The sequence below is a fragment of the Streptomyces sp. NBC_00459 genome, from assembly GCF_036013955.1.
Classification (GTDB): domain Bacteria; phylum Actinomycetota; class Actinomycetes; order Streptomycetales; family Streptomycetaceae; genus Streptomyces.
Genome location: NZ_CP107903.1, coordinates 7,461,578 through 7,482,762, shown reverse-complemented (window position 1 = coordinate 7,482,762; position 21,185 = coordinate 7,461,578). Strand labels below are relative to the sequence as shown.

Below are 21,185 nucleotides of genomic sequence, written 5' to 3'. Positions count from 1 at the left end.
TTCCCGTCACCGCTTCGTCGTGAGCCGAAGATCGACCTCCTTCTCCTGGTCTCCCGACGCCGCGCCCCGCTCGTCCACGGCGAACGTGACACCCAGGGCTTCGCGGAGCTGGTCCACGGCTGTGTAGCCGCCCTGCAGCGTGGCGGAGACCGGGCCCTCCAGGGGGATCGGATCGGTCGGGATCCACTCCCGCGTCGGCTCGAACTCCGCGCTCCACACGACGGAGTCACCGCCCGGTTGCTCCTCGGGCACGTCGTCGACAGGCCGGTCTGCGGGGAACGCCGTCCGCAGAACGCCGAACACGGTGGCGGCGTCCTTCTTGGACACTCCGGTGAGGGACACAGTGGCCATCAGGCTCACTCTCCTTGCATGCGACGGAACGTGGATGATCAGAGGCACCCGTTCTCGGGGCCAGCACCCGGCCGCAGGAGCCGAGGCGGTGCTCACGGCCCTCGCGCTTCCTCGCGCGGGGCGGGTGTCAGGCGCAGGTACCCCGAGGGCCGACGATGATGCGGACCTCGACGTCCCGGACCGTGCGGGTGTCCAGGCCACCGGTGGGCCTGCCGGGCACGGCGAAGGGCGGGCACCGGCAGAACGCCGGTGCCCGCCCCGTGTGCTGCGGGGTGTCGGTCAGGCTCGGTGGTCTCTGTAGTAGCCGCCGAGCTGCTCGTGGTAGCCGGGGTCACCGACGTGCTTGTCCTTGTCGAACTCGGGGGAGTTCTTGATCTCGTCCTTGGTACGGCCGACATGGATCGTCCGCTCCGCGACGTCGATGGACGAGATGACACCGGCAGGGAGCAGAACCTGCTTGCCGAAGATCCACACTCCGGTGTCGACGACGATGTACGCGGCTCCGACATCCTCGGAGTGCTTGTCGACCTTGCCGATCGAGCCGTCGCTCGCCTCGACCTTGAATCCGATCAGGTCAGTCCCCGTCCGGTGTCCCGACTCGGCCGGGTAGCCCCACATGTTGTCCGTCATACAAAAACCTCCCCTTGCAGTACGTGAATACCGAGGAAGCCCGTCCGATATTTCAGTGGGCGTCCCTCGGTGGATCGAGTGCCCACCGTTTCTCGTCCCACACAATTTGTTTTCGTTCCGCGTATCCGTCGACGCGACGGACGGTACGGGCAGTCGGCTCACCAGCGGTACCAAGGGCCGCCCGCTCCACCGGTTCCGGCACTCCTGAAGAAGAATCCCGGGAGCCGTAGAAGGGCTACGGCTACAGCGACGGCGATCCATCACAGAACGTGAAGGGCGAATCCGGCGCCACCCGATATCACGGTGAGGAGAAGTAGATGGAAGAATCAACACAGCCATGTCGATTCCCCTTCCCGAAATGGCTTGTTGCCCGCCTCGCCGTATGACATGCGAGTGTTTTCGGGCCTCACTGCCACGGCGTGGCGCAGACCGCCCCGACCGAGACCTGCCTCCGTCACGGCCGCCGATCCGGTTACCGTGCCGGGCGGTGGCGATGTCCAGGAACGCCCGGTCGGCACGGTCGGTCCGCATGAGACGGGCGAAGCTGGTTACTCATGGGGCGTGCCGAGAAGCAGGAGCCACCCCGACCACGATGTCGTGGATTTCCTGCGCCGGGCCAGACGCGGTCAGCGTGCCGCGCAGTTCGCACAGCACTGCCGCCGCCCTCCACCGAATCGCGACCATGCCCGCCCAGGTATCCGAGGACGGGATTCCAGGGCGGGCTGTGATCATGGCTGACAATGCGCCACGAGCGGCACGGTTCAGCGGCGGCGCAGCATCAGGACGACAGCCACGATGACAATGATGACGACGACGGTACCCAGACCTATATACACGAGCTTCTCTTTCCCTCAGGGAGCAGCACCCATCGGTGCCGCAACAAACCGAGTGCCCCCGTCAAAACCTTTCAGCCCGCTCCAGTTGTTCTGTTGCCCTGCTGTGACATGCACCCACAACCACTGTCCGCCATCGAAGTCCTCAGTGGCACATTTCTCTGCCGCCTCCCCATGGTTCGACATAGTTCGACCCGCCTACGGGCGGCCGCAAAAAAGGTCGGCCCAAGGCCTCCCCTTCGCCCGATGGACGACCGGGATGGTGAATGCGCCGAAACAGCAATCAGGGTGTTGACGCAGGCGCCGCCTCAGCTCCGGCAGATCGCCGGCAGGTGGCGGGGCGCGTCGGGGGTCGGTGACTCGGGTCACCTCTCCTCGGATGCAAAAAAATAAGGGTTGCCTTACCTCATCAGTACGCTACAGTTTCGTACTATGCAATCCCAGGCAAAGATCCGAGAGCGCGAGCGCCACATCCTCACCATTGCCGTGGAACTGCTCAGCGAGGTCGGCTTCGACCGGCTGACGTTCGACGCCATGGCGGCCAGGGCGGGCGTGTCCAAGACGACCCTCTACCGACGATGGCCGACCAAGCACGAACTGGTCATCGACGCCGTACGCCGCCGGGTGGACTTCTCCTTCACCGTGCCCGACCAGGGCAGCTTCCGCGCCGACGTCCTCGAAGCCCTGCGGCTGATCAGCAACTGGCTCAAGCGGGACGGCGCCATGCTGAGCAACCTCGTGGACGCCATCCGCCGTGACGCGGACCTGCGCGAGGCGACCGAACGTCAGCTCGCCCAGCCCCTCGACGGCATGTGGGAAGAGGTCATCGACCGGGCCCAGGCCCGCGGCGAACTGCGTACCGATACGGACCCGTCCTGGCTCAGCGAGCTGGCGCAGGGCGTGCTGATGAATCGGATTCTCGTGGCGGGCGTCCCCGTCACCGACGCGTTCCTCGAACGTCTGACGGACGAGATCCTCCTGCCCGCCTTCACCCACACCGCCTGACCCATCCCACCGGGAGCGCCACCATGCCCCGACACAAGTCACCGACCCGGCGCAGGATGCACCGCGCCGAGGTCACCCGCACCGAACGCACCAGCCCGAGCTTCGTCACCCTCACCATCCAGGGCCCCGACCTGGCGGACTTCGATCCCATGGGGTTCGACCAGGCATGCCGGCTGTTCTTCCGCCGCGACGGCCAGCGGGAACTCGCCATGCCGACCGCCTCGCACAACGGCTGGCTGGCCCAGTTCCTGCTCATGCGGCCGGCCGTCCGCCCCTGGGTCCGCCTCTACACCGTGCGCGCGTTCCGCCCCGAAGCATGCGAAATGGACATCGCCTTCGTCCTGCACGGTGACCACGCCGACGCCGGCCCCGCCTCCGCGTTCGCCCTGCATGCCCGCCCCGGAGACCCGGTGGGCCTGTTTCCCGAAGGGATCGGGTACCTCCCCACCCCGGCCGCCCGGTCCCAGCTGCTCGTCGGCGACGAGAGCGCCGTACCGGCTCTCCTGTCCATCCTGGAGCAGTCACCGCCCGATCTCACCGGAGACGCCTACCTCGAAGTGCCCACCGCCAGGGACATCCGACCCGTCGCGGCACCCACCGGCGTCACCGTCCACTGGCTGCCCCGCGACGACCACACCGCCATCCCCGGACAACTGGCCCTCAAGACGGTCACGTCCTCCTGGAAACTCCTCCCGGGGCAGCCCGTCCACTGCTGGGTCGCGGGCGAGAGCGGCCTTCCCACCGGCCTGCGGCGCCACCTGGTCAAGGACCAGGGCGTCCCGAAGTCCGACATCTCCTTCCTCGGCTACTGGAAGCACGGCAGGAGCAGCCCCGGCTGAGAGGGATCGCCGCCCCGGATTCGCGCGTCCCGCGTGCCACCGCGAGCAACTCCGCCTCCCCGCACGGCACTCGACGACGTGCCGCCCGCCTGTGTGCCCATTCCGTCCGGGCGCCGGACCCGGACCCGGATGTGACATCCCACGTCTCTTCGCAGCCCGGGTGAATCACCTTTCCGCGCCCCTCGCCCACCCTTTGGAGTTCTCCCTTGTCTGCCGACAGCACAACCATGCCCCCAGGACAGCCGGGTACCGATGCGTCCGGGGCCTCCCCGGGCGGCCGGCACCTCGGCCTGGCGCTCTTCGTGATCGCCACGGCCCAGCTGATGGTGATCCTCGACGCCACCATCACCAACATCGCCCTGCCCGCCATCCAGACCGACCTGGGTGTCTCCAACGCGAACCTGGCGTGGATCGTCAACTCCTACGCGCTGGCCTTCGGCGGCCTGATGCTGCTCGGCGGCAAAGCGGGCGACCTCTTCGGCCGGCGACGCCTGTTCCAGGCAGGCATCGCCGTCTTCACGCTCGCCTCTCTGCTGGGCGGACTCGCCCCGAACGAGAGCATGTTGATCGGCGCCCGCATCCTCCAGGGCATCGGCGCCGCCCTCGCCGCACCCAACGCGCTGGCCCTGATCACCACCACCTTCCCGGCCGGCAAGTCACGCAACACGGCCATGGGTGTGTACGCGGCCATGGGCGGCGTCGGTGCCACGGTCGGACTGCTGATGGGCGGCACGCTGACCGACGCGCTCGACTGGCGCTGGGTGTTCTTCGTCAACATCCCCATCGGCCTGGCCGTCCTCGCCGGCACGAAATCCCTCGTCGAGGCCGAGCGGCACCCGGGCCGCCTGGACGTCCCCGGCGCCATCACCGGAACCGGCGGTCTGATCGCCCTCGTCTACGGCATCACACGCGGCGGTGAGCACGGCTGGACGAACGGTCCGACGCCGGCGTCCTTCGCGACGGCCGCCGTACTCCTGGCGGCGTTCCTCGTCATCCAGGCACGCGCCGCGGACCCGATGATGCCGCTGCGACTGTTCAAGGACCGCAACCGTTCAGGCAGTTACGGCACGATGCTGTTCATCGGTGCGGGCCTGTTCGCCATGTTCTACTTCCTGACGCTCTACATGCAGCTGATCCTCGGCTACAGCGCCATCAGGACCGGCTTCGCCTTCCTGCCCTTCACGATAGGCATGGGGACCGCCGCCGGCATGAGCTCCAAGCTGGTCACCCGCCTGTCTCCCCGGCTGATCGCCGGACCGGGCCTGCTGGTCGGCGCGGGCGGCATGCTCTGGTTCGCCGCCCTGGAACCCGACTCCTCCTACGCCGGACATCTCCTGCCGGCGATGTTCGTCACCGCGGTCGGGCTCGGCCTGAGCTTCGTCCCGATGACACTGGGCGCGGTGAGCGGCGTCGACCACCAGGACACCGGTATGGCCTCGGCGCTCCTGAACACCGCACAGCAGATCGGCGGGGCACTCGGGCTCGCGGTCCTGTCGACCATCTCCACCTCGGCCGCGAACGACAAGCTCCCCGATGCCGCCTCAACCCTCTTCAGGGGCCAGGCCACCCAGGACCTCCCCCTGGTCGCGAAGGCGGGTGAGGCGCTGACCCACGGGTACACCATGGCCTTCATCGCCTCGGGCGCCATGTTCCTGGGCGGACTGGTGGTCACGTTCCTGGCCGTCAACGCGGGCAAGCAGGAGCACACCGAGGGCGCGACGCCCGTCCACATGGGCTGACCGCGGCCGGTGTCCACACGGGCCGATCCCGCTCGACCGCTTCCCGGACCGGGTGTTCGCCTGCGATGAGTTCGGGCCGCTCGGGATCTGCCACACCGCCGGGTCATTCCGGGCGGACCAGGGCCGGCCCGAGCGGCATCCCGCGACCCACCACCGCACTCACGGGGTGCGCTGCTTGCTCGGCTCACCGGAGGTGGGTGTGCAGGACCTTCCCCGACCGCTCGCGCGAGCACGGTGCATCCCGCACCCTGCGTCGGGATCCGCGACGGTGTCGCCGCCACCGCTGCCCAACGCCCGTCCACAGAGGCGGAGCCGACGGGTTCTATGCCTTGTGCTGCATGGCGCGGCGCGCGGGGTTGCCCTGGTCCGCCGCCTTCGGATCCTTCTCGTGGGACTTCGCCCGCACGCCGTCGGCGATGCGCTTGCCGATCGTGTCGTCGATGTTCGACCAGTACGCGAAGGCGCGTTCGAGGACGGGTTCGCTCACCCCGTTGAGGAGATGGCCTACGACGTTGTCGACCAGGCGGTCACGGGCCGCGTCGTCCATGACCTCGCGCACCAGGGTGCCCGGCTGCCCCCAGTCGTCGTCCTCCGGGTGGGACACGTAGGCGGCACGAGTGATCTCGCCGTCCGCCGCCCAGCCGGGCGGGGTTCCGAAGCGGGCCGTGTCGGCGGCCGGGCCGCCCTTGGAGTTCGGGGCGTAGACCGGGTCCGTCGTCCTGCGGTAGGCCATCGCGCCGTCCTTGGAGTAGCTGTGGACGTCGACGACGGGCGCGTTGACCGGAAGCTGCTGGTAGTTGGCGCCGATCCGGTGGCGGTGCGCGTCCCCGTACGAGAACAGGCGGGCCAGAAGCATCCGGTCCGGGCTCGGCCCGATGCCGGGGACCAGGTTGTTCGGCTGGAAGGCCGCCTGCTCGATCTCGGCGTGGTTGTCCGTCGGGTTGCGGTCGAGCGTCATACGGCCGACCGGGATGAGCGGGTAGTCGCCGTGCGGCCACACCTTGGTGAGGTCGAAGGGGTTGAAGCGGTAGCCGGCGGCGTCCTCGTACGGCATGACCTGCACGTGGAGGGTCCAGCTGGGGTACTCCCCGTCACGGATGTGCTCGAAGAGGTCACGCGTGTGGTAGTCCGTGTCGACGGCGACCATCTGGTCGGCCTCGTGCTGGGTGAAGAACTCGATGCCCTGGTCGGTCTTGAAGTGGTACTTCACCCAGAACCGCTCGCCGTCGGCGTTGATCCACATGTAGGTGTGCGACGAATACCCGTTCATGTGACGCCACGTCCGCGGAATTCCGCGGTCTCCCATCAGCCAGGTGACCTGATGGGCGGATTCCGGGGAGAGCGTCCAGAAGTCCCACTGCATGTCGTGGTCGCGCAGGTTGTTGTCCGCGCGGCGCTTCTGGGACCGGATGAAATGCTGGAACTTCATCGGATCCTTGATGAAGAAGACCGGCGTGTTGTTGCCGACCATGTCGTAGTTGCCTTCGCTGGTGTAGAGCTTCACCGCGAAACCACGCGGGTCGCGCCAGGTGTCCGGGCTGCCACGCTCCCCCGCCACGGTCGAGAACCGGATGACCAGGTCGGTGCGCGTGCCCGGCTGGAACACGGCCGCCTTGGTGTAGGCGCTCACGTCGTGGCTCACCTCGAAGTGACCGAAAGCACCGCTCCCTTTCGCGTGCGGCTGGCGCTCGGGAATGCGCTCCCGGTTGAACTGCGCCATCTGCTCGATCAGGTAGGCGTCCTGCAGAAGGACCGGCCCCCCGGGTCCAACGGTCAGTGAGTGCTCGTCGCTCTCCACCGGAGCGCCCGAGTCGGTGGTGGTGGCGGGGCGGATCTCTGTCATGACACTCCTTCTGCCGACTGTCGACGGGGTTCACGGTCGTCGCGCGGTACGGGCACACGGGCAAACGCCGGAACGCGCCGCACATCGCGCCGACAAGCGGGCCTCGGTGTCGCCGGCCCTCCCGAGGCCCACAAGCCGCGTGACCCCGAGCGCTCGCGTCAAACATCGTCCGGGCGACGGATCCGCTTGAGCCACGCCGTCCTCAAGCAGCGCGAGCGGGGTCTGACGGCCGGCCGGACGACGGAGCAGCCGACGGAACCGGGGGAACTGGAGAAAGGGGAACTGGAGAAACTGGTGGCGCGAGACAACCGAGAGGGCATTCATGCAGGACAGCGGCCTGCGACGGCCAGACATCGCAGGTCACAGCGTTGGCTGGTCTCCTCCGGGACAGCTGAGGGGCGGTACGCGGGTACCGCCGCACCCGGGGGCGGTCGTGCGGACGGATTCCGTTCGCCGGCCACGGCCTGCTGCCCTCTACGACGTCCCCCTGGCCCCCTGTGTCCGCCGGCGGTCTCCCGCCACCCTCGCCCCCGGCGGTTCCGGTCCCAGCAGCCGGGCCCTCTCCACGGTGAACCCCACCTCCGCGCCCCCGCCCGGCCGGGTCCGCGCGAAGACCGTGCCTCCGTGGGCCTCGGCGATGTCACGGACGATGGCCAGGCCGAGTCCGGAGCCGGGCAGGGCGCGGGCGGTGTCGGCACGATAGAAGCGATCGAATACACGTTCGATATCAGGGTGGGCGATGCCCGGTCCCTGGTCTGCGACGGTGATCTCCCCCTGCCGGATGCGCACCTCGACGGGAGAGTCGCTGCCGGCGTCGAACTTGGCGGCGTTCTCCAGCAGGTTGCCCACCGCCCGTTCCAGCCCCTGTCGGCGGCCCCTGATCACGGAGTCGTCCACGTCGAGCAGGACGAAGCGTCCGGTACGCCGATGGACGCGCTGAGCCACGCGCCGGGCGAGCGCGGCCAGTTCCACCGACTCCTCGGCCTCCTTCCGGTCCCGGGCCAGGGCCAACTCGACCAGTTCGTCGACCAGTTGGCCGAGCTCTGCGGTCTCGCCCTCCACATCGTCCAGGAGCCGGTCACGGGCGTACGGCGAGAGTTCGGTGACGCGGCGCAGCACACTGGCGTTCGTACGCAGGCTGGTCAGCGGGGTGCGCAGTTCGTGCGCGGCGTCCTGCACCAGCCGCTCCTGGGCCTCGCGGGCGGCGGCGAGCCGGCCGAGCATCCGGCTCAGGGACGCCGAGAGCCGCCCGACCTCGTCGCGTCCGTCCACCAGTCCCGCGCCGTCGAACCGGTCGCCGAAGCTGACCTCCTCGGCGACCCCGGCCAGCCGTTCCAGGCGTCGGGTGATGCGCCGGGCGAGCAGCCATCCGGCGCCCGCCGCCGCGAGCATGACCGCGAGACTCGCTGCGGCGATCTCCCGGGCCATACCGCCCAGCACATAGTGGGTCTGGTCGACCGGAACTGCCACCTGCAGGGCACCGCGGTCACCGCCGAGCGCGGTGGTCAGCAGGCGGAAGGTGCGGGAGTCGGCGACGACCTCGGTGGTGTCCGTCTGTCCGGCGGTGCCGGAGGCGGCGAGGGTCCGCGCGATGGCGGACACGGGCAACCGCACGACCGGGCCGCCCAGTCGGGTGACGGTGCCGTCCTCGGCCACGGCCCGTGCGATGACGGTCCGCTCGTCCTCGTCGCCGGGACCGGGCAGGTCCGGGCCGGGGTAGAGGTCGGGGGCGCTCTCGACCGCCTCGGAGAGCGACAGCGCCTGGTCGGGATTCTGGGCCGCGGCCACCGTGGCCGACCGCAGCGAACGGTCGATCTCCGCCATGACCCGGTCGGAGGCGGCACCGTAGCTGAGCAGCCCGACGAGTACGGCGACCACGGCACCCACGACGGCGAAGGCGAGCGCGAACCTCGTACGCAGACTCAGACCGAAGCGTGCCCGCGCCCGCACCCACGACCCCGAACCCCTCGGCCCCGGCGACAGCCGTGACAGTGACCGGGACAGCGACCGTCGCCGTGCCCTCAGCCGCGCGACCACCCCTGACCACGCGCTCATGGCCGCCGCACCGCATAACCCACGCCCCGCACGGTGTGGATGAGGTCGGGCGCACCGGCGTCGCCCAGCTTGCGCCGCAGATAGCCGATGTAACCGGCGAGGTTCTTGCCGTCCACGGCGAACTCCTCGCCCCATATCTCCCGGTAGACGGCCGCGTGGCCGAGCACGATGCCCTCGTTGCGCACGAGCAGCTCCAGCAGGTCGAACTCGGTCTTGGACAACCGCAGTTCGGCCCCGCCCCACCAGGCCCGCCGCCCGGAAAGGTCGATCCGCAGGGCGGCGATCCGCAGTTCGGAGCCGGCCGCGTCGGTTTCCTCGCCGTCGTCCGGTGTCAGTGCGGCCCGGCGCAGCAACGCCCGTAGCCTCGCCAGCAGTTCGGGTACCGCGAAGGGCTTGGGCAGATAGTCGTCGGCGCCCGCGTCCAGGCCGGCGATGCGGTCCGGCGTGCCGGCCCGCGCGGTGAGCATCAGGACCGGGGTGCGGTCGCCGTCGGCGCGCAGCACCCGGCACACCCCGGCGCCGTCGACGTGGGGCATCATCACGTCCACGACGAGCGCGTGGAAGGAACCCCGGCGTGCCTGGGTCAGTGCCTCCACCCCGTCGACGGCGGTGACGACCTCGTAGCCCTCCAACTCCAGGGCGCGTTCCAGGGATTCACGGATCGCACGGTCGTCGTCGGCTATGAGGACACGGTTCGGCATGCGCTTCATGATGGCCCACCTGCTGCCGGGGCATCGTGTCGGTTCTCATCCAATTCCCGAACAGCTCCCGCCGGGGTCCAAGGACGGCCGCACACCATGGGATCTCCTGATCACCCCCTCCACAGGAGTCTCCATGCGCCGCACCATGACAGCTCTGGCCGTATGCGTCAGCCTGGGCGTCACCGGCTGTTCAGCCGCGACCAGCACGTCCTCGGTCGCCCCGGCGGCTCTGAACGCGGCCCAGGTCGCGAAGAAGGTCAAGGGCGTGGGAGGCGCGAACACCGCGAAGGTCGTGGCCGCCGCCGACGCGTTCCTGGCGACGCTCTCCGCCGAGCAGCAGGACACCGTCCTGTACGACTTCGACGACGCGGCCAAGAAGACCGGCTGGTCCAACTTCCCGACCCCTGTCGTGGAGCGCAACGGCCTCAAGCTGGGTGACCTCACCGACGAGCAGGAGGCCGCGGCCCTGAAGGTCATGGAGGCCGCGCTCAGCAAGCAGGGGTACGAGGAACTCGTCGAGATCCGCAAGGCCGACGACTACCTGGCCTCGCTGACGGCCGGCGACGCGACCGGCACCCCGTCGGCCACCCCGACCGACAGCCCGACCACGACTCCGACCGGCACCCCGACCGGTGCTCCCACCGGTGGGGGCACCCGTCCCCCGGGCGGCGGCGGTGGTGGCGGTGGCGCCAACTTCGGCTCCGAGTGGTACTACATCTCCTTCTTCGGACAGCCCAGCAAGACCGGCCAGTTCACCCTCCAGTACGGCGGCCACCACGCCGCGTACAACCTCACCTACGCCGGCCAGAACGTGTCCATCTCCCCGACCCTGACCGCCGTCGAGCCGATGGAGTTCAACTGGGAGGAGATGTTCTACGCCCCCATGGAGGACAAGCGGACCGCCACCATCGGCGCGATCCAGTCCCTGACCTCGACCGAGCTGACCTCCGCCGAGATCGACGGCAGCTTCGACGACCTGTTCCTGGGCCCGGGCAACGACGGCCCCTTCCCGACGGACCCCGAGGGCGTGCTCGTCAGCTCCCTCACCAAGAAGCAGCAGGCCAAGGTCACCGCGATGCTGAAGGCGTGGGTGGACGACCTGGACGAGGCCGCCGCCAAGCGGCTCCTCGCCAAATACGCCTCCGAGTACGACAAGACGTACATCGGGTGGAGCGGCGGCACGACCCTCGACAACGACCAGACCTACGTACGCCTCGACGGCCCGTCCGCCTGGATCGAGTTCTCCAACCAGCCCGGCGCCTCGACCGACGAGATCCACCAGCACACGATCTTCCGGGACGAGACCGCCGACTACGGCTGGAACTGACGGAGCGACAGCCGCGAGGAGGAACACGGGACACCGGACACGGGAAAACAGGACAGACGATGACCAAGAAGACCTACCGGCTGCTGCCCGCGCTCCTCCTCGCGGCCTTCTTCCTGACCGGCCTCCTGGCACCGACGGCCGAGGCACACCCGATGTCCACCTCGGCGGTCCTTCTGGACATCGGCGACGACAGCGTGGACGGCGAGATCCAGCTCCCCCTGGACCGTCTGTCCATCGCGGTGGACCGCGACCTGACCGGCGCCCGCGTCCTGGGCGCCGACCGGGCGTTCCTGAAGAGCTACACGGCCCAGCACATCAGTGCTGTCGGCAAGGACGGCAAACCCTGGACGGTGGAACTCGGCACGGGAACGGTCACGTCGATCGACGCGTCGCCCCACCTCGTCTACCCGCTGGAGTTCCGTCCGCCCGGCGGCGAGGTCACCGCCTTCGACCTGAGGTACGACGTCATCGTCGAGGAACTGCTCACGCACAAGGTCGTCGTCACCGTCCGGTACGACTTCGACCGGGGCATCCTGAAGGCGGACGACGCCGAGACCCTGGGCATCCTCGACCACGCGACGAAGACCCTCACGGTCCCGGCGGACGAGGGTTCCTGGCTGCGGGGCTTCGCCTCGACGGCCGCCCTCGGCATCGAGCACGTCGGCGAGGGCGCCGACCATCTCCTCTTCCTGCTCATGCTGTTGATCCCGGCGCCCCTGGTTGCGGCCGGCGGCAGCTGGCGCCCGGCGGCGTCACGGCGGCGGGCGATCATGCGGGTCGTGCATGTGGTGTCGGCGTTCGCGGTGGGCCATTCGCTCACCCTGGCTCTGGCGGCGACGGGAGTGATCGACCTCCCGACGCGCCCGGTGGAGACGTTGATCGCCCTCTCGATCGCGGTGTCGGCGATCCACGCGATCCGCCCTCTGGTGGCACACGGCGAGGTTCTGATCGCCGTCGGCTTCGGCCTGATCCACGGCCTGGCCTTCGCCTCCCTGATCACGGACCTCGGCCTGGACCGGGGCTCCCTGGTGACCACCCTGCTGGGTTTCAATCTGGGCATCGAACTGACCCAACTGCTGGTCGTGGCCCTGCTGATGCCGTCACTGCTCGTCCTGGCCCGGACCCGCTCCTATCCCGCCTTCCGCATCGGCGTGGCGGTCGTCGGCCTGCTCTTCTCGTCGTCCTGGATGCTCGAACGCGCGGCCCTCACCTCCACCGACCCCTTCGAGGGCGTCCAGACCTGGCTGGTGGGGCATCCCGTATGGGTCGCGACGACGGTCGCGTGTCTGGCGGCAGCCGCCCATGGAGCCAGGACATGGACCCACCGGTCAGCGCCGGAGCACTGACCGGTGGGTCCGCAGGGAGTCGTGACGACGCCCGGGTCAGTGGGCCATGGCGTCACGGACGAGGGCGGTGTCGACGAACTGTTCGAAGCGGACGATGAGCCCGCCGCGTACGACGAAGTGGTGGGCGACACGGACGTCGATCGCCTTGCCGGTGGCCTTGTTGGCCGCGGTGTAGCGGGCCAGGACGACGACGTTCTCCCCGTCCACGACATACGTGTCGTCGTGAGCGGTCCAGCCCTCCCACTCCTTGCCCAGCTGCTCCATCACGCTCGACGTGACGCCTTCGGGGGTGCGGTAGGTGCCGGCCAGCGGGAAGCCGGCCATCTCCGTCCACTCCACGTCCGGGGCGAGGGTGGCCCGCAGGGCGTCCAGATCCCCGGCGGCGGAGGCGAGGTACTGACGGCGTACGACGTCGGCGGGCGCCGCGGAGGCCGCGAAACCGGTATCGGTGTCGGTCATGGTCAGCCCCACTTCATCTCGCCCTTGGCGACCTTCGCACCGATCTGCGCGGCGATCAGCATGCCGTTGTCCGGGTAACGCTTGACCAGTGCCGCCGTGAGGGCGGCACCGTCCGCGGCCTGGTCCAGTTCCTCCTCGAAGGCGACGAGGTAGTCGCGGGTGGCGGTGATCGCGGAGGCGTCGGCCGCCGTGCCGGGCAGCCGGTGCCCCGGGACGACCAACTCCGGCTCCAGCGCTGCCATTTCGTCGAGCAGGGCGATCCAGGCGGCGCGGTCACCGGGGGTGGCGGTGTCGGCGACCCAGACATGCTCCTGCTGGAAGAGCAGCACACCGCCGAGCAGCGCGCGCTCCTCGGCCTGCCACAGGTAGTGACGGTCGGGCAGCGCGTCCGGGCCGCCCTTCAGCTCGAAACGGTGGCCCTCCAGGGTGAGGTCACCGCTCAGCGGCTGAAGGTCAACCAGACGGGTGGGCAGGTTGGGGCCCAGCGCCGCCCACGCCTTGAGCTTGCCCTCGTAGGAGTCCCGGATGTGCTCGATCACCAGCGGCGTCGCCACGAACACCGCGTCGGGGAAGGCGTCCGCGATCACTTCGGCGCCGAAGTAGAAGTCGGGGTCGGCATGGCTGACGAAGACCGTCGTCAGCGTCTTGCCCGAGTCGAGGATCTCGGCGGCCAGGCGGTGGCCGTCGGCGCGCGTGAACGCCGCGTCCACCAGCAGCGCCTCGCTCTCACCGGTGACGAGGGTGGCGGTCTTGTTCCTGCTGCCGGCCGGGAAGTCCAGGTCCAGGACCTTGAAGGAGAGGGCACTCATCGAAAGCTCCTTGCGGGAGAGGGGGGTTGAGCGGGGCGAAGGGAATGTTGGGGACGGGGAGAGTGGAGACGGGGAGGGCGGGGACGGGGGCGGGAGGATTCAGGGGGTGCGAAGGGTCGCGAGCCGCTCGTCGACCTCGTCCGCGGTGGCGTGACCCCGGGCCAGCACGGTGACCCGGTCGCCGTCGACGGCGAGGAGGGTCGGGAAGCCGGTGACGCCCAGCGAGGCGGCCCGGTGGAAGTCGGTGCCGGCCGCGACCCGCACCCCGGTTCCTTCGAAGGCGGCCACCACGGCGTCGGCGTCCAGGCCGGCCTCTTCGGCGACCTTCCGATAGGTGGTTGCCTCCGACAGGCTGAGACCGTCGACGTAGAAGGCGCGCTGCAACGCGACGGCCAGTTCCGCAGCACGGGCGGGCGCGGCCTGACGCAGTGCGGCGACCCCGCGCGCGGCGACCTCCGAGTCCATCACGAACGAGCCGTCCGCGATCAGCTTCTCGTACGCCTCACCGAACTCGGCACCGGTCAGCTCGGCGATCTGCGCGTTCGCACCCTGGACGTATCCGAACTCCCGGACCGGCACCCGACGCGACCCGGTGAACAGGCCGCCGGACACCACCTCGACCGGAACGTCCGGATGACGGGAGGCGACCTCGCCCAGCGTTCCGGAGAAGCCGTGCGACCAGCCGCAGTAGGCGTCGAAGACAAGGACGAGCTTCATGAAGGACCTCGGCAGTGGCGTGGCGCCCACCGTATGCGAGCGCTTCACCTGAGGTAACAGTAACTGACGCGTCAGGCATTTCCTCGTACCCGTCCCGTGCATGTGGCGCCCGACACACCCGCGCGCGGTCTCAGGGCAGGCGGGGCAGCTCGTCCCGCGCGGAGTGACTGAGAATGCGCAGGTCCTCGGTGAATCGCTCCCAGTCCTCGGGCGGCAGCGGCGCCACGAAATGGCGGCGTATGTTCTCCACGTGCAGCCGGGACGCCCGCACGGCGGTCTCCTCACCCAGCGGGGTCAGGCGCACCAGCCGGCCGCGCCGGTCGTCGGGGTCCTCCGCGCGCTCGACCAGCCCGGCCGCCGCCATCCGGTCCACCAGACGCGTCGCACCGCCCGTGGTCAGCACCTGCTCCTGGGCCACGGCCCGCATCGACAGGCCCGGCTCCCCCGCCCGCCCCAGGATCAGCAGCACTTCGAACATGAGGTGACTGATCCCGCACTCCTGCTCCAGCGACCGGCCGAGGATGTACTCGAGCCGGTTCGCCGCACCCTGCAACCGCCCGAACGCCAGCACCAGTGCGTTGTTCGCGGCCTCCTCCGCCGACGAGATCTCCGCCCGCCCAGTCACGTCGCCGTCACCACTCTCGTTCTCCACTACTGCCATCCACCGATCATGCCGCCTCTACAGATTTGGCAGAGTGCAAAATTTACCCTGAGCAATGATTGAAATCCGTCTCACTCCCGTACCTCCTGACGTAAGAGCCGCTCGCATCAGGAGGCACCATGCCCATCTCGGCCAAAAAGGCGGGAAACGTGTTCGTGTTCGGCGCTCTGGGTCTGACCCTCGCCGCACTGGCCTACCCCGCCATGCTCGGCGTGCAGAACACGACGAGCTCACCCGACCGCGTCATCGCCAACACCCGCTACGGACCGCTGACCGAGGCCGACCGGGACTTCGTGGTCAAGGTGCGCGCGGCGGGGCTGTGGGAGTACCCGTTGGGCGAGATGGCGATGGAGCGGGGCACGACCGTGGAGATGCGGGAGGCCGGCAAGCACCTGATCGTCGGTCACGCCGGACTCGACGACATGTGCCGCAGGATCGCCCCCGAACTCGGGGTGGTCCTGCCCAACGTGGCGTCGCCGCAACAGCAGCAGTTCGTGGCCACCGCGGACGCGGCCGCCGGCAAGGAGTTCGACTCCACCGCGGTCACCATCATGCGGGTGACCCACGGCCAGATCTTCCCGGTCATCGCCAAGACCCGCGCCACCACCAGGAACGTCATGATCCGCGCCCTGGCCGACCTGGCCAACGACACCGTCCTCGATCACATCACCGTGCTGGAGAACACCGGCCTGGTCAACATCGACCAGGTCAACTTCCAGCAGAGCACACCGCCGAAGCTGCCCAAGGACGACACGACCCCGCCGCCGCCCCTGCAGGGCGCACCGATGGTCGCGCTCACCCCGCGCCCGGACCTGAACATCCGCACGGCCGCCCCGGCGCCCACGGGCCCGTCCCGTACGTCGACGTCAGCGGGCTGAGCGACGGGGCCCGGGGTCTCGCGTTCCGGGAACGACGTCACACGATCGCGGTGTCCGCCCAGCCGAGCGCCTGCGACTGTGTGTCGTCCGTCGCCGGGGTCGGGGGCTCGCCGCCCGCCTCGCTGAAGGCGGTGAGCGCCTCGACGAGCGCTGCCCGCTGGGCCGGGGCCAGCCGGGCCACGATCCCGGAGATCTCGGCCCGCCGCCGGGCCATGACGTCCTCGACCGTTCGACGTCCCTCCTCGGTGAGGCCCAGTTGGGTCTCACGTCGGTTGTCGGGGTTGAGATGCCGTTCGGCGAGGCCTGCCGCGATCAGCCGGTCGATCATGCGCATCGCGGTGGAGGGAGCCACCTGGAGCAGGTCGGCGAGCGTGACCAGCTTGGTGTCGCCGCGCGTGGACAGGACGACCAGCATCCGGAACTGCGGGAGCGTGACGCGCTCCTCGACCTCGGCGAGGGACCGGGCGGAGACCGCCAGCAGCAGCCGCGACGCGGTCAGTACCGCACGGGTCACCGCGTCAACATCGTCCATGTCCCCTACGGGGGTCGCGCGCTCCGCCATGGGTCCTTTCTACCGTGCCGAAGCGACCCCTCCCGCACGCGATGGGAACAGATTTTCCTTCCCCATGACCGTGGCGGCGGAGCAGGAGCACCGCGGAAGCGGGAGACGCCTCCCGGTGGTGATCGTGCGGTTGTAGCGTGACCGGGTGCCCGAGAACGATGCGAACGACTCGAACGCTTCATACGACAGATACCGGGAACTGGGCGAGGCCGCCTGGTCGTGGGTGCTGGACCAGATCCGCGAGGACGACGGCCCGTGGCTGCCGGAGACGGTGTCGGAGGACACGGCGAAGGACGACGCTCCCGACACCGTTCCCGCGAAGGATCGCGACAGTCTGTACTCGGGGATCGCCGGTCTGGCCCCCGTGCTGGCCGAGATCGCCCGCCATCGCGAACCCACCGACCGGGAGCGGTCGTTGGCGGCCGGGATCGTGACCAGACTGTCGGCAGCGGCGAAGGAGCGGACGGAACCCTCGCTGTACGACGGCCTGGCCGGTGACGTGACGGCGCTGAGGCTGCTGGCACCGGGCACGGAGTCGGTCGCGCTGCGGCGACTGGCCGAACTGGCGACCCCCGACGGCTGGCGGACCACCGTCGGGTTCGAAGACGGATCGGACGCGCCCCTCAACGACATCATCATGGGCACCGCGGGCGTGGTGCTCACCGCCCTCTGGGCGGGCGGCGAGTTCACGGAGTCGATCGCGACGACGGGCTGCGAGGCGCTGCTGCGGGTGGCGCACCGTACGGAGGCGGGCCTGGACTGGGGCATCGGGGCGACGACGGAGTGGCGGGCGCCGAACTACTCCCACGGCACCGCCGGAGTGGCCTCGGCACTGGCCGTGGCGGGCACTGCCCTGGGCCGGAAGGACTTCGTCGAGGCGGCAGTCCTGGGGGCCCGGCATGTTCTGTCCGTTGGCCGGTTGGACGACGGTGGCTTCATCGTTCCGCACACGATCCCGCCGTCGAAGCGCGAGGTCGAGCCGGTGACGTACACCTGGTGCCACGGTCCGACGGGCACCTCGCACCTGTTCTCGGCGCTGGCGCACGCGGGTGTGACGGAGGTGTCCGGACTGGGCGTCGGTGAGCTGCGGCAGCGCTGCATGACCTCGATCCTCACCTCGGGCGTCCCGCAGCGCCTGCGCCCCGGGTTCTGGGACAACGACGGCCGCTGCTGCGGCACGGCGGGCGTGGGTGACGTACTCCTGGACGCGGCACAGGACTGCGGGGACCCGGATACCGCGCAGACCCTGGTGCGGGCGGCTCGCGTGATGGGCGACGCGCTGGTGGAGCGGGCCGTCAGGGACGGGGCGGGCGCCCGCTGGCGCTTCATCGAACACCGTCAGGAACATCCGCTGCTGCCGCCGGGCACCGCGTGGATGCAGGGGGCGGCGGGCATCGCGGCGTATCTCTTCCGGCTCGCCCGGTTCCTCGGCACCGGGCCCGAGGCCGCGGTGGTGGACCGGCCGGACCAGTGGTGGGCGGTGCCGGAGCGGCTGCGCACCACGGGTGCTGCGACCGCCTCCTGAACATCGTCGAGGTTTCGGAAACCGTCAGGTCAGCGCCTGTTCCGCCCAGATCGTCTTGCCGGTCCTGGTGTGCCGGGTGCCCCAGCTGGTGGTGAGCTGGGCGACCAGGAGGAGACCTCGGCCGCCCTCGTCGAAGATCCTGGCCCGGCGCAGGTGCGGTGAGGTCGAACTGCCGTCGGAGACCTCGCAGATGAGCGTACGGTCGTGGATCAGCCGGAGCTGGATCGGGCCGGCGCCGTAGCGGATCGCGTTGGTGACGAGTTCGCTGACGACCAGTTCGGTGACGAAGGCGGCATCCTCCAGGCCCCACTGCTCCAACTGGGCGACGGCGCGTCTGCGGGCGTCGGCGACCACCTCGAAGTCGGCGGGCAGGTCCCAGACGCGGACGTGGTCGGCGTCCAGGGCGCGGGTGCGGGCCAGCACCAGGGCGACGTCGTCGCCGGGGTTCTTCGGCAGCAGGGCGGACAGGACCCGGTCGCAGCGGTCCTCCAGCGAGGCCCGCGCACGGTGACCGTCCGCGAGGGTCCGGGCCAGCAGGGCGATGCCGAGGTCCGGATCGCCCTCGGTGGGCTCGACCAGCCCGTCCGTGAACAGGGCGACGAGGCTGCCCTCCGGCAGCTGGATCTCGGTGGTCTCGAAGGGCAGACCGCCCACTCCGAGCACCGGCCCCACGCTGACGTCCACGACCTGGGTCTCGCCGTCCGGCAGGACCAGCAGGGGCGGCGGGTGGCCGGCGCTGGCGACGGCCAGCTCACGGGAGACCGGGTCGTAGACCGCGTACAGGCAGGTCGCCCCGGTCGCGCCGACGGCCACCCGGTCGCCGCCGGTGACGCTGTCGTCGTCCGCGGCGAGGCGCAGGACCAGGTCGTCGAGGTGGGCCAGCAGCTCGTCGGGCGGCAGGTCGACGTCGGCGAGCGTCTGGACCGCCGTACGCAGCCTGCCCATGGTCGCCGAAGCCTGGATGCCGTGGCCGACCACGTCGCCGACGACGAGGCCGACGCGCGCGCCCGAGAGGGGGATGACGTCGAACCAGTCGCCGCCGACGCCCGCGCGCGAGTCGGTGGGCAGATAGCGGGAGGCGACGTCCACCGCCGACTGCCGGGAGGGCCCGCGCGGCAGCAGGCTCTCCTGGAGGGCGAGAGCGGTGGTGCGCTCGCGCGTGTAGCGGCGGGCGTTGTCTACGCACAGGGCGGCGCGGCTCGCCAGCTCCTTGGCCAGGACGAAGTCGTCCTCGTTGAAGACGTCGGGCCGGGTGCGCAGCAGGACGGCGACCCCGAGCGTCGTACCGCGCGCGATGAGCGGCACCGCCACCAGCGAGGTGACGACGACTCCGCGCAGGCTCTGGGCCCGTTCGGGCGCGCTCGCCATCCAGTGGTCGAAGTCGGGGGCGCCGCTGCGGCTGAGTACCGGCTGTCCGGTGCGCAGCGCCCGGGCGGGCGGGGAGTACGGCGGGTACGTGTCGGTGGCGCCCGGGCCGAGCACGGGCCCGGGCGCTCCGACCCTCCCGGCGGCGTGGGCGAGGCGGCGCAGCACCACCTCGCCGTCCGGTCCGGCCTCGGCAGGCTCGTCGCCGCGCATGACCGCCTCCAGCAGGTCCACGCTGGCGAAGTCGGCGAACCGGGGAACGACCAGGTCGGCGAGTTCCTGGGCGGTGCGGTCGAGGTCCAGGCTGGTGCCGATCGAGACGGCCGCCTCGTCGAGCACCGCCAGCCGCTGCCGCGCCCAGTGCTGCTCGCTGCTGTCGAACGCGGCCATGCCGACCGCGCACACCTCGCCCGAGGCGTCCCGGACGGGCCACAGCTCCAGGTTCCAGGCGTGCTCGCGGATCCCGGAGGGCGCCCGCGTGAAGCTCTCGTAGTGCGTGGGCTTGCCCGTGGCGGCCACGTCCCGCAGGGCCGCCAGCATGCCGAGCTGCTCGACGTCCGCCGGTACTCCGTACGGGAAGACCTGGCCGAGCAGCACGTCCTCCTCGACGCCCATCACCTGGCAGGCCACGTCGTTGAGCCGCTGGTACCGCTGCTCGATGTCGAAGACGGACATCGAGAAGGCCGCCTGCCGAAACGCCTGTTCCACCAGGTCAGGTCCGTCCTGATGGTCGTCGTCAGCGCGCGCGGAGGCCATGGATTCAGTGTCCTCCCCCACCCGGACGGCAACAACCGAACACGTCCGAACGCGCACGCGGAGTTCACGTACGCCATTGGGGTCTCAGTGGGCCCAGTCGCCCCGGACATGGCCCAGGTGCCGGGTCATCACGGTCCGTACCCGCTCCGCGTCCCGGGCGAGGAGCGCGTCCAGGATCTCCAGGTGCTCCTCGGCGGTCGACTTCAGCAGGCCGCGCTCGGCCAGTGCGGTCAGCCCGTACAGCCTGGACCGTTTGCGGAGGTCGCCGACGACCTCGACCAGGTGCTGGTTGCCGGCCAGGGCGAGCAGACCGAGGTGGAAGCGGCGGTCGGCCTCGACATGGGCGATGAGATCGCCGCTGTCCGCCGCTGCGACGCTTTCCACCGCGTGGGGGCGCAGCGCCTCCAGCGCGGCCGGGTCGGCGGTCACGGCGAGGCCGACGGTGGTCGGGATCTCGATCAGCGACCGGATGTGGGTGTACTCGTCGAGCTGCCGCTCGGAGACCGTGGTGACCCGGAAACCCTTGTTGGGTACGGGATCGACCATGCCCTCCTTCACCAGGTCGAGCATGGCCTCGCGCACCGGCGTCGCCGAGACGCCGAAGCGGGCGGCGAGCGAGGGCGCCGAGTAGACCTCGCCGGGCCGCAGTTCACCGGCGACGAGCGCGGCCCGCAGTGCGTCGGCGACACTCGCGCGGTAGCTGGGCCGCGGCCCGCCGATGCTGGGCAGGGCGGGGCCGGTGCGCTCGGCGGCCATGGGTTCTCCTGGTGGATCTGATGGATCT

The 21,185-nt window shown here is 70.1% G+C and carries 19 protein-coding genes and 1 pseudogene; 8 read left to right on the top strand and 12 right to left on the bottom strand.

Features of this window, described 5'->3' with window-relative positions:
• Positions 1-6: 6 nt before the first annotated feature.
• Positions 7-351 (bottom strand): hypothetical protein, encoded by a 345-nt coding sequence (locus OHN74_RS33115; RefSeq protein WP_327698227.1) that lies wholly within the window; start codon positions 349-351, stop codon positions 7-9.
• Between the two features lie 279 nt (positions 352-630).
• On the bottom strand, positions 631-981 hold the full coding sequence (locus OHN74_RS33110) for a PRC-barrel domain containing protein (protein ID WP_327698226.1): 351 nt from the start codon (positions 979-981) through the stop codon (positions 631-633).
• Positions 982-2,246: 1,265 nt separating this feature from the next.
• Here OHN74_RS33110 and OHN74_RS33100 point away from each other — a divergent pair.
• The 4 genes and pseudogenes from OHN74_RS33100 to OHN74_RS33085 form a co-directional block, all read left to right on the top strand.
• A complete protein-coding gene (locus OHN74_RS33100) occupies positions 2,247-2,819 on the top strand; it encodes a TetR/AcrR family transcriptional regulator (RefSeq protein WP_327698225.1) in 573 nt (190 codons plus the stop codon).
• A 23-nt stretch (positions 2,820-2,842) separates the two neighbouring features.
• A complete protein-coding gene (locus OHN74_RS33095; protein WP_327698224.1) occupies positions 2,843-3,658 on the top strand; it encodes a siderophore-interacting protein in 816 nt (271 codons plus the stop codon).
• Between the two features lie 227 nt (positions 3,659-3,885).
• On the top strand, positions 3,886-5,397 hold the full coding sequence (locus tag OHN74_RS33090) for an MFS transporter (RefSeq protein WP_327698223.1): 1,512 nt from the start codon (positions 3,886-3,888) through the stop codon (positions 5,395-5,397).
• A gap of 31 nt (positions 5,398-5,428) precedes the next feature.
• Positions 5,429-5,608, top strand: a pseudogene (locus OHN74_RS33085) (IS630 family transposase); the annotation flags it as partial.
• 111 nt (positions 5,609-5,719) lie between these two features.
• Here the strand turns inward: OHN74_RS33085 and OHN74_RS33080 are convergent.
• The 3 genes from OHN74_RS33080 to OHN74_RS33070 all read right to left on the bottom strand — a co-directional run bounded on the left by OHN74_RS33080 (position 5,720) and on the right by OHN74_RS33070 (position 9,996).
• On the bottom strand, positions 5,720-7,240 hold the full coding sequence (locus OHN74_RS33080; protein WP_327698222.1) for a catalase: 1,521 nt from the start codon (positions 7,238-7,240) through the stop codon (positions 5,720-5,722).
• Between the two features lie 474 nt (positions 7,241-7,714).
• The gene (locus OHN74_RS33075; protein WP_327698221.1) at positions 7,715-9,295 is read right to left on the bottom strand and encodes a HAMP domain-containing sensor histidine kinase; all 1,581 of its coding nucleotides are present in this window, start codon (positions 9,293-9,295) and stop codon (positions 7,715-7,717) included.
• Positions 9,292-9,996: a response regulator transcription factor gene (locus OHN74_RS33070; RefSeq protein ID WP_327698220.1), complete on the bottom strand. Its 705-nt coding sequence runs from the start codon at positions 9,994-9,996 to the stop codon at positions 9,292-9,294. The genes OHN74_RS33075 and OHN74_RS33070 overlap by 4 nt, the downstream gene beginning before the upstream one ends.
• A gap of 133 nt (positions 9,997-10,129) precedes the next feature.
• Between OHN74_RS33070 and OHN74_RS33065 the strand changes: the two genes are divergently transcribed.
• Positions 10,130-11,323 carry a DUF3500 domain-containing protein gene (locus OHN74_RS33065; protein WP_327698219.1) on the top strand — a complete coding sequence of 398 codons (1,194 nt, stop codon included), beginning with the start codon at positions 10,130-10,132 and terminating at the stop codon, positions 11,321-11,323.
• Positions 11,324-11,382: 59 nt separating this feature from the next.
• Positions 11,383-12,669, top strand: a complete 1,287-nt coding sequence (locus tag OHN74_RS33060; protein WP_327698218.1) for a HupE/UreJ family protein — start codon at positions 11,383-11,385, stop codon at positions 12,667-12,669.
• A 36-nt stretch (positions 12,670-12,705) separates the two neighbouring features.
• Here the strand turns inward: OHN74_RS33060 and OHN74_RS33055 are convergent, their stop codons facing one another.
• The 4 genes from OHN74_RS33055 to OHN74_RS33040 all read right to left on the bottom strand — a co-directional run bounded on the left by OHN74_RS33055 (position 12,706) and on the right by OHN74_RS33040 (position 15,315).
• Positions 12,706-13,140, bottom strand: coding sequence for a nuclear transport factor 2 family protein (locus tag OHN74_RS33055; RefSeq protein WP_443060486.1), 435 nt, complete (start codon positions 13,138-13,140; stop codon positions 12,706-12,708).
• On the bottom strand, positions 13,131-13,937 hold the full coding sequence (locus OHN74_RS33050; RefSeq protein WP_327698216.1) for an MBL fold metallo-hydrolase: 807 nt from the start codon (positions 13,935-13,937) through the stop codon (positions 13,131-13,133). Before OHN74_RS33050 ends, OHN74_RS33055 begins: the two co-directional genes overlap by 10 nt.
• Before the next feature lie 99 nt (positions 13,938-14,036).
• The gene (locus OHN74_RS33045; RefSeq protein ID WP_327700362.1) at positions 14,037-14,654 is read right to left on the bottom strand and encodes a DsbA family protein; all 618 of its coding nucleotides are present in this window, start codon (positions 14,652-14,654) and stop codon (positions 14,037-14,039) included.
• A 130-nt stretch (positions 14,655-14,784) separates the two neighbouring features.
• Positions 14,785-15,315 (bottom strand): MarR family winged helix-turn-helix transcriptional regulator, encoded by a 531-nt coding sequence (locus OHN74_RS33040; RefSeq protein ID WP_443060485.1) that lies wholly within the window; start codon positions 15,313-15,315, stop codon positions 14,785-14,787.
• A gap of 119 nt (positions 15,316-15,434) precedes the next feature.
• On the opposite strand from OHN74_RS33040, the gene OHN74_RS33035 reads away from it, so the two are divergent.
• Entirely contained in the window at positions 15,435-16,193 is a 759-nt protein-coding gene (locus tag OHN74_RS33035; RefSeq protein ID WP_327698215.1) for a DUF4142 domain-containing protein, read from the top strand.
• A 37-nt stretch (positions 16,194-16,230) separates the two neighbouring features.
• Here OHN74_RS33035 and OHN74_RS33030 read toward each other — a convergent pair whose 3' ends face one another.
• Positions 16,231-16,755: a MarR family winged helix-turn-helix transcriptional regulator gene (locus OHN74_RS33030; protein WP_327698214.1), complete on the bottom strand. Its 525-nt coding sequence runs from the start codon at positions 16,753-16,755 to the stop codon at positions 16,231-16,233.
• Between the two features lie 145 nt (positions 16,756-16,900).
• On the opposite strand from OHN74_RS33030, the gene OHN74_RS33025 reads away from it, so the two are divergent.
• A complete protein-coding gene (locus OHN74_RS33025) occupies positions 16,901-18,280 on the top strand; it encodes a lanthionine synthetase LanC family protein (protein WP_327698213.1) in 1,380 nt (459 codons plus the stop codon).
• Positions 18,281-18,304: 24 nt separating this feature from the next.
• Here OHN74_RS33025 and OHN74_RS33020 read toward each other — a convergent pair whose 3' ends face one another.
• Both OHN74_RS33020 and OHN74_RS33015 read right to left on the bottom strand, forming a co-directional pair.
• Positions 18,305-20,401, bottom strand: a complete 2,097-nt coding sequence (locus tag OHN74_RS33020; protein ID WP_327698212.1) for an ATP-binding SpoIIE family protein phosphatase — start codon at positions 20,399-20,401, stop codon at positions 18,305-18,307.
• A gap of 84 nt (positions 20,402-20,485) precedes the next feature.
• On the bottom strand, positions 20,486-21,157 hold the full coding sequence (locus OHN74_RS33015; protein ID WP_327698211.1) for a GntR family transcriptional regulator: 672 nt from the start codon (positions 21,155-21,157) through the stop codon (positions 20,486-20,488).
• Positions 21,158-21,185 lie beyond the last annotated feature (28 nt).

Coding starts and splice junctions, on each gene's coding strand:
- OHN74_RS33115 (WP_327698227.1), bottom strand. CDS start 351: ATGGCCACTGTGTCCCTCACCGGAGTGTCCAAGAAGGACGCCGCCACC.
- OHN74_RS33110 (WP_327698226.1), bottom strand. CDS start 981: ATGACGGACAACATGTGGGGCTACCCGGCCGAGTCGGGACACCGGACG.
- OHN74_RS33100 (WP_327698225.1), top strand. CDS start 2,247: ATGCAATCCCAGGCAAAGATCCGAGAGCGCGAGCGCCACATCCTCACC.
- OHN74_RS33095 (WP_327698224.1), top strand. CDS start 2,843: ATGCCCCGACACAAGTCACCGACCCGGCGCAGGATGCACCGCGCCGAG.
- OHN74_RS33090 (WP_327698223.1), top strand. CDS start 3,886: ATGCCCCCAGGACAGCCGGGTACCGATGCGTCCGGGGCCTCCCCGGGC.
- OHN74_RS33080 (WP_327698222.1), bottom strand. CDS start 7,240: ATGACAGAGATCCGCCCCGCCACCACCACCGACTCGGGCGCTCCGGTG.
- OHN74_RS33075 (WP_327698221.1), bottom strand. CDS start 9,295: ATGAGCGCGTGGTCAGGGGTGGTCGCGCGGCTGAGGGCACGGCGACGG.
- OHN74_RS33070 (WP_327698220.1), bottom strand. CDS start 9,996: ATGCCGAACCGTGTCCTCATAGCCGACGACGACCGTGCGATCCGTGAA.
- OHN74_RS33065 (WP_327698219.1), top strand. CDS start 10,130: ATGCGCCGCACCATGACAGCTCTGGCCGTATGCGTCAGCCTGGGCGTC.
- OHN74_RS33060 (WP_327698218.1), top strand. CDS start 11,383: ATGACCAAGAAGACCTACCGGCTGCTGCCCGCGCTCCTCCTCGCGGCC.
- OHN74_RS33050 (WP_327698216.1), bottom strand. CDS start 13,937: ATGAGTGCCCTCTCCTTCAAGGTCCTGGACCTGGACTTCCCGGCCGGC.
- OHN74_RS33045 (WP_327700362.1), bottom strand. CDS start 14,654: ATGAAGCTCGTCCTTGTCTTCGACGCCTACTGCGGCTGGTCGCACGGC.
- OHN74_RS33040 (WP_443060485.1), bottom strand. CDS start 15,315: ATGGCAGTAGTGGAGAACGAGAGTGGTGACGGCGACGTGACTGGGCGG.
- OHN74_RS33035 (WP_327698215.1), top strand. CDS start 15,435: ATGCCCATCTCGGCCAAAAAGGCGGGAAACGTGTTCGTGTTCGGCGCT.
- OHN74_RS33030 (WP_327698214.1), bottom strand. CDS start 16,755: ATGGCGGAGCGCGCGACCCCCGTAGGGGACATGGACGATGTTGACGCG.
- OHN74_RS33020 (WP_327698212.1), bottom strand. CDS start 20,401: ATGGCCTCCGCGCGCGCTGACGACGACCATCAGGACGGACCTGACCTG.
- OHN74_RS33015 (WP_327698211.1), bottom strand. CDS start 21,157: ATGGCCGCCGAGCGCACCGGCCCCGCCCTGCCCAGCATCGGCGGGCCG.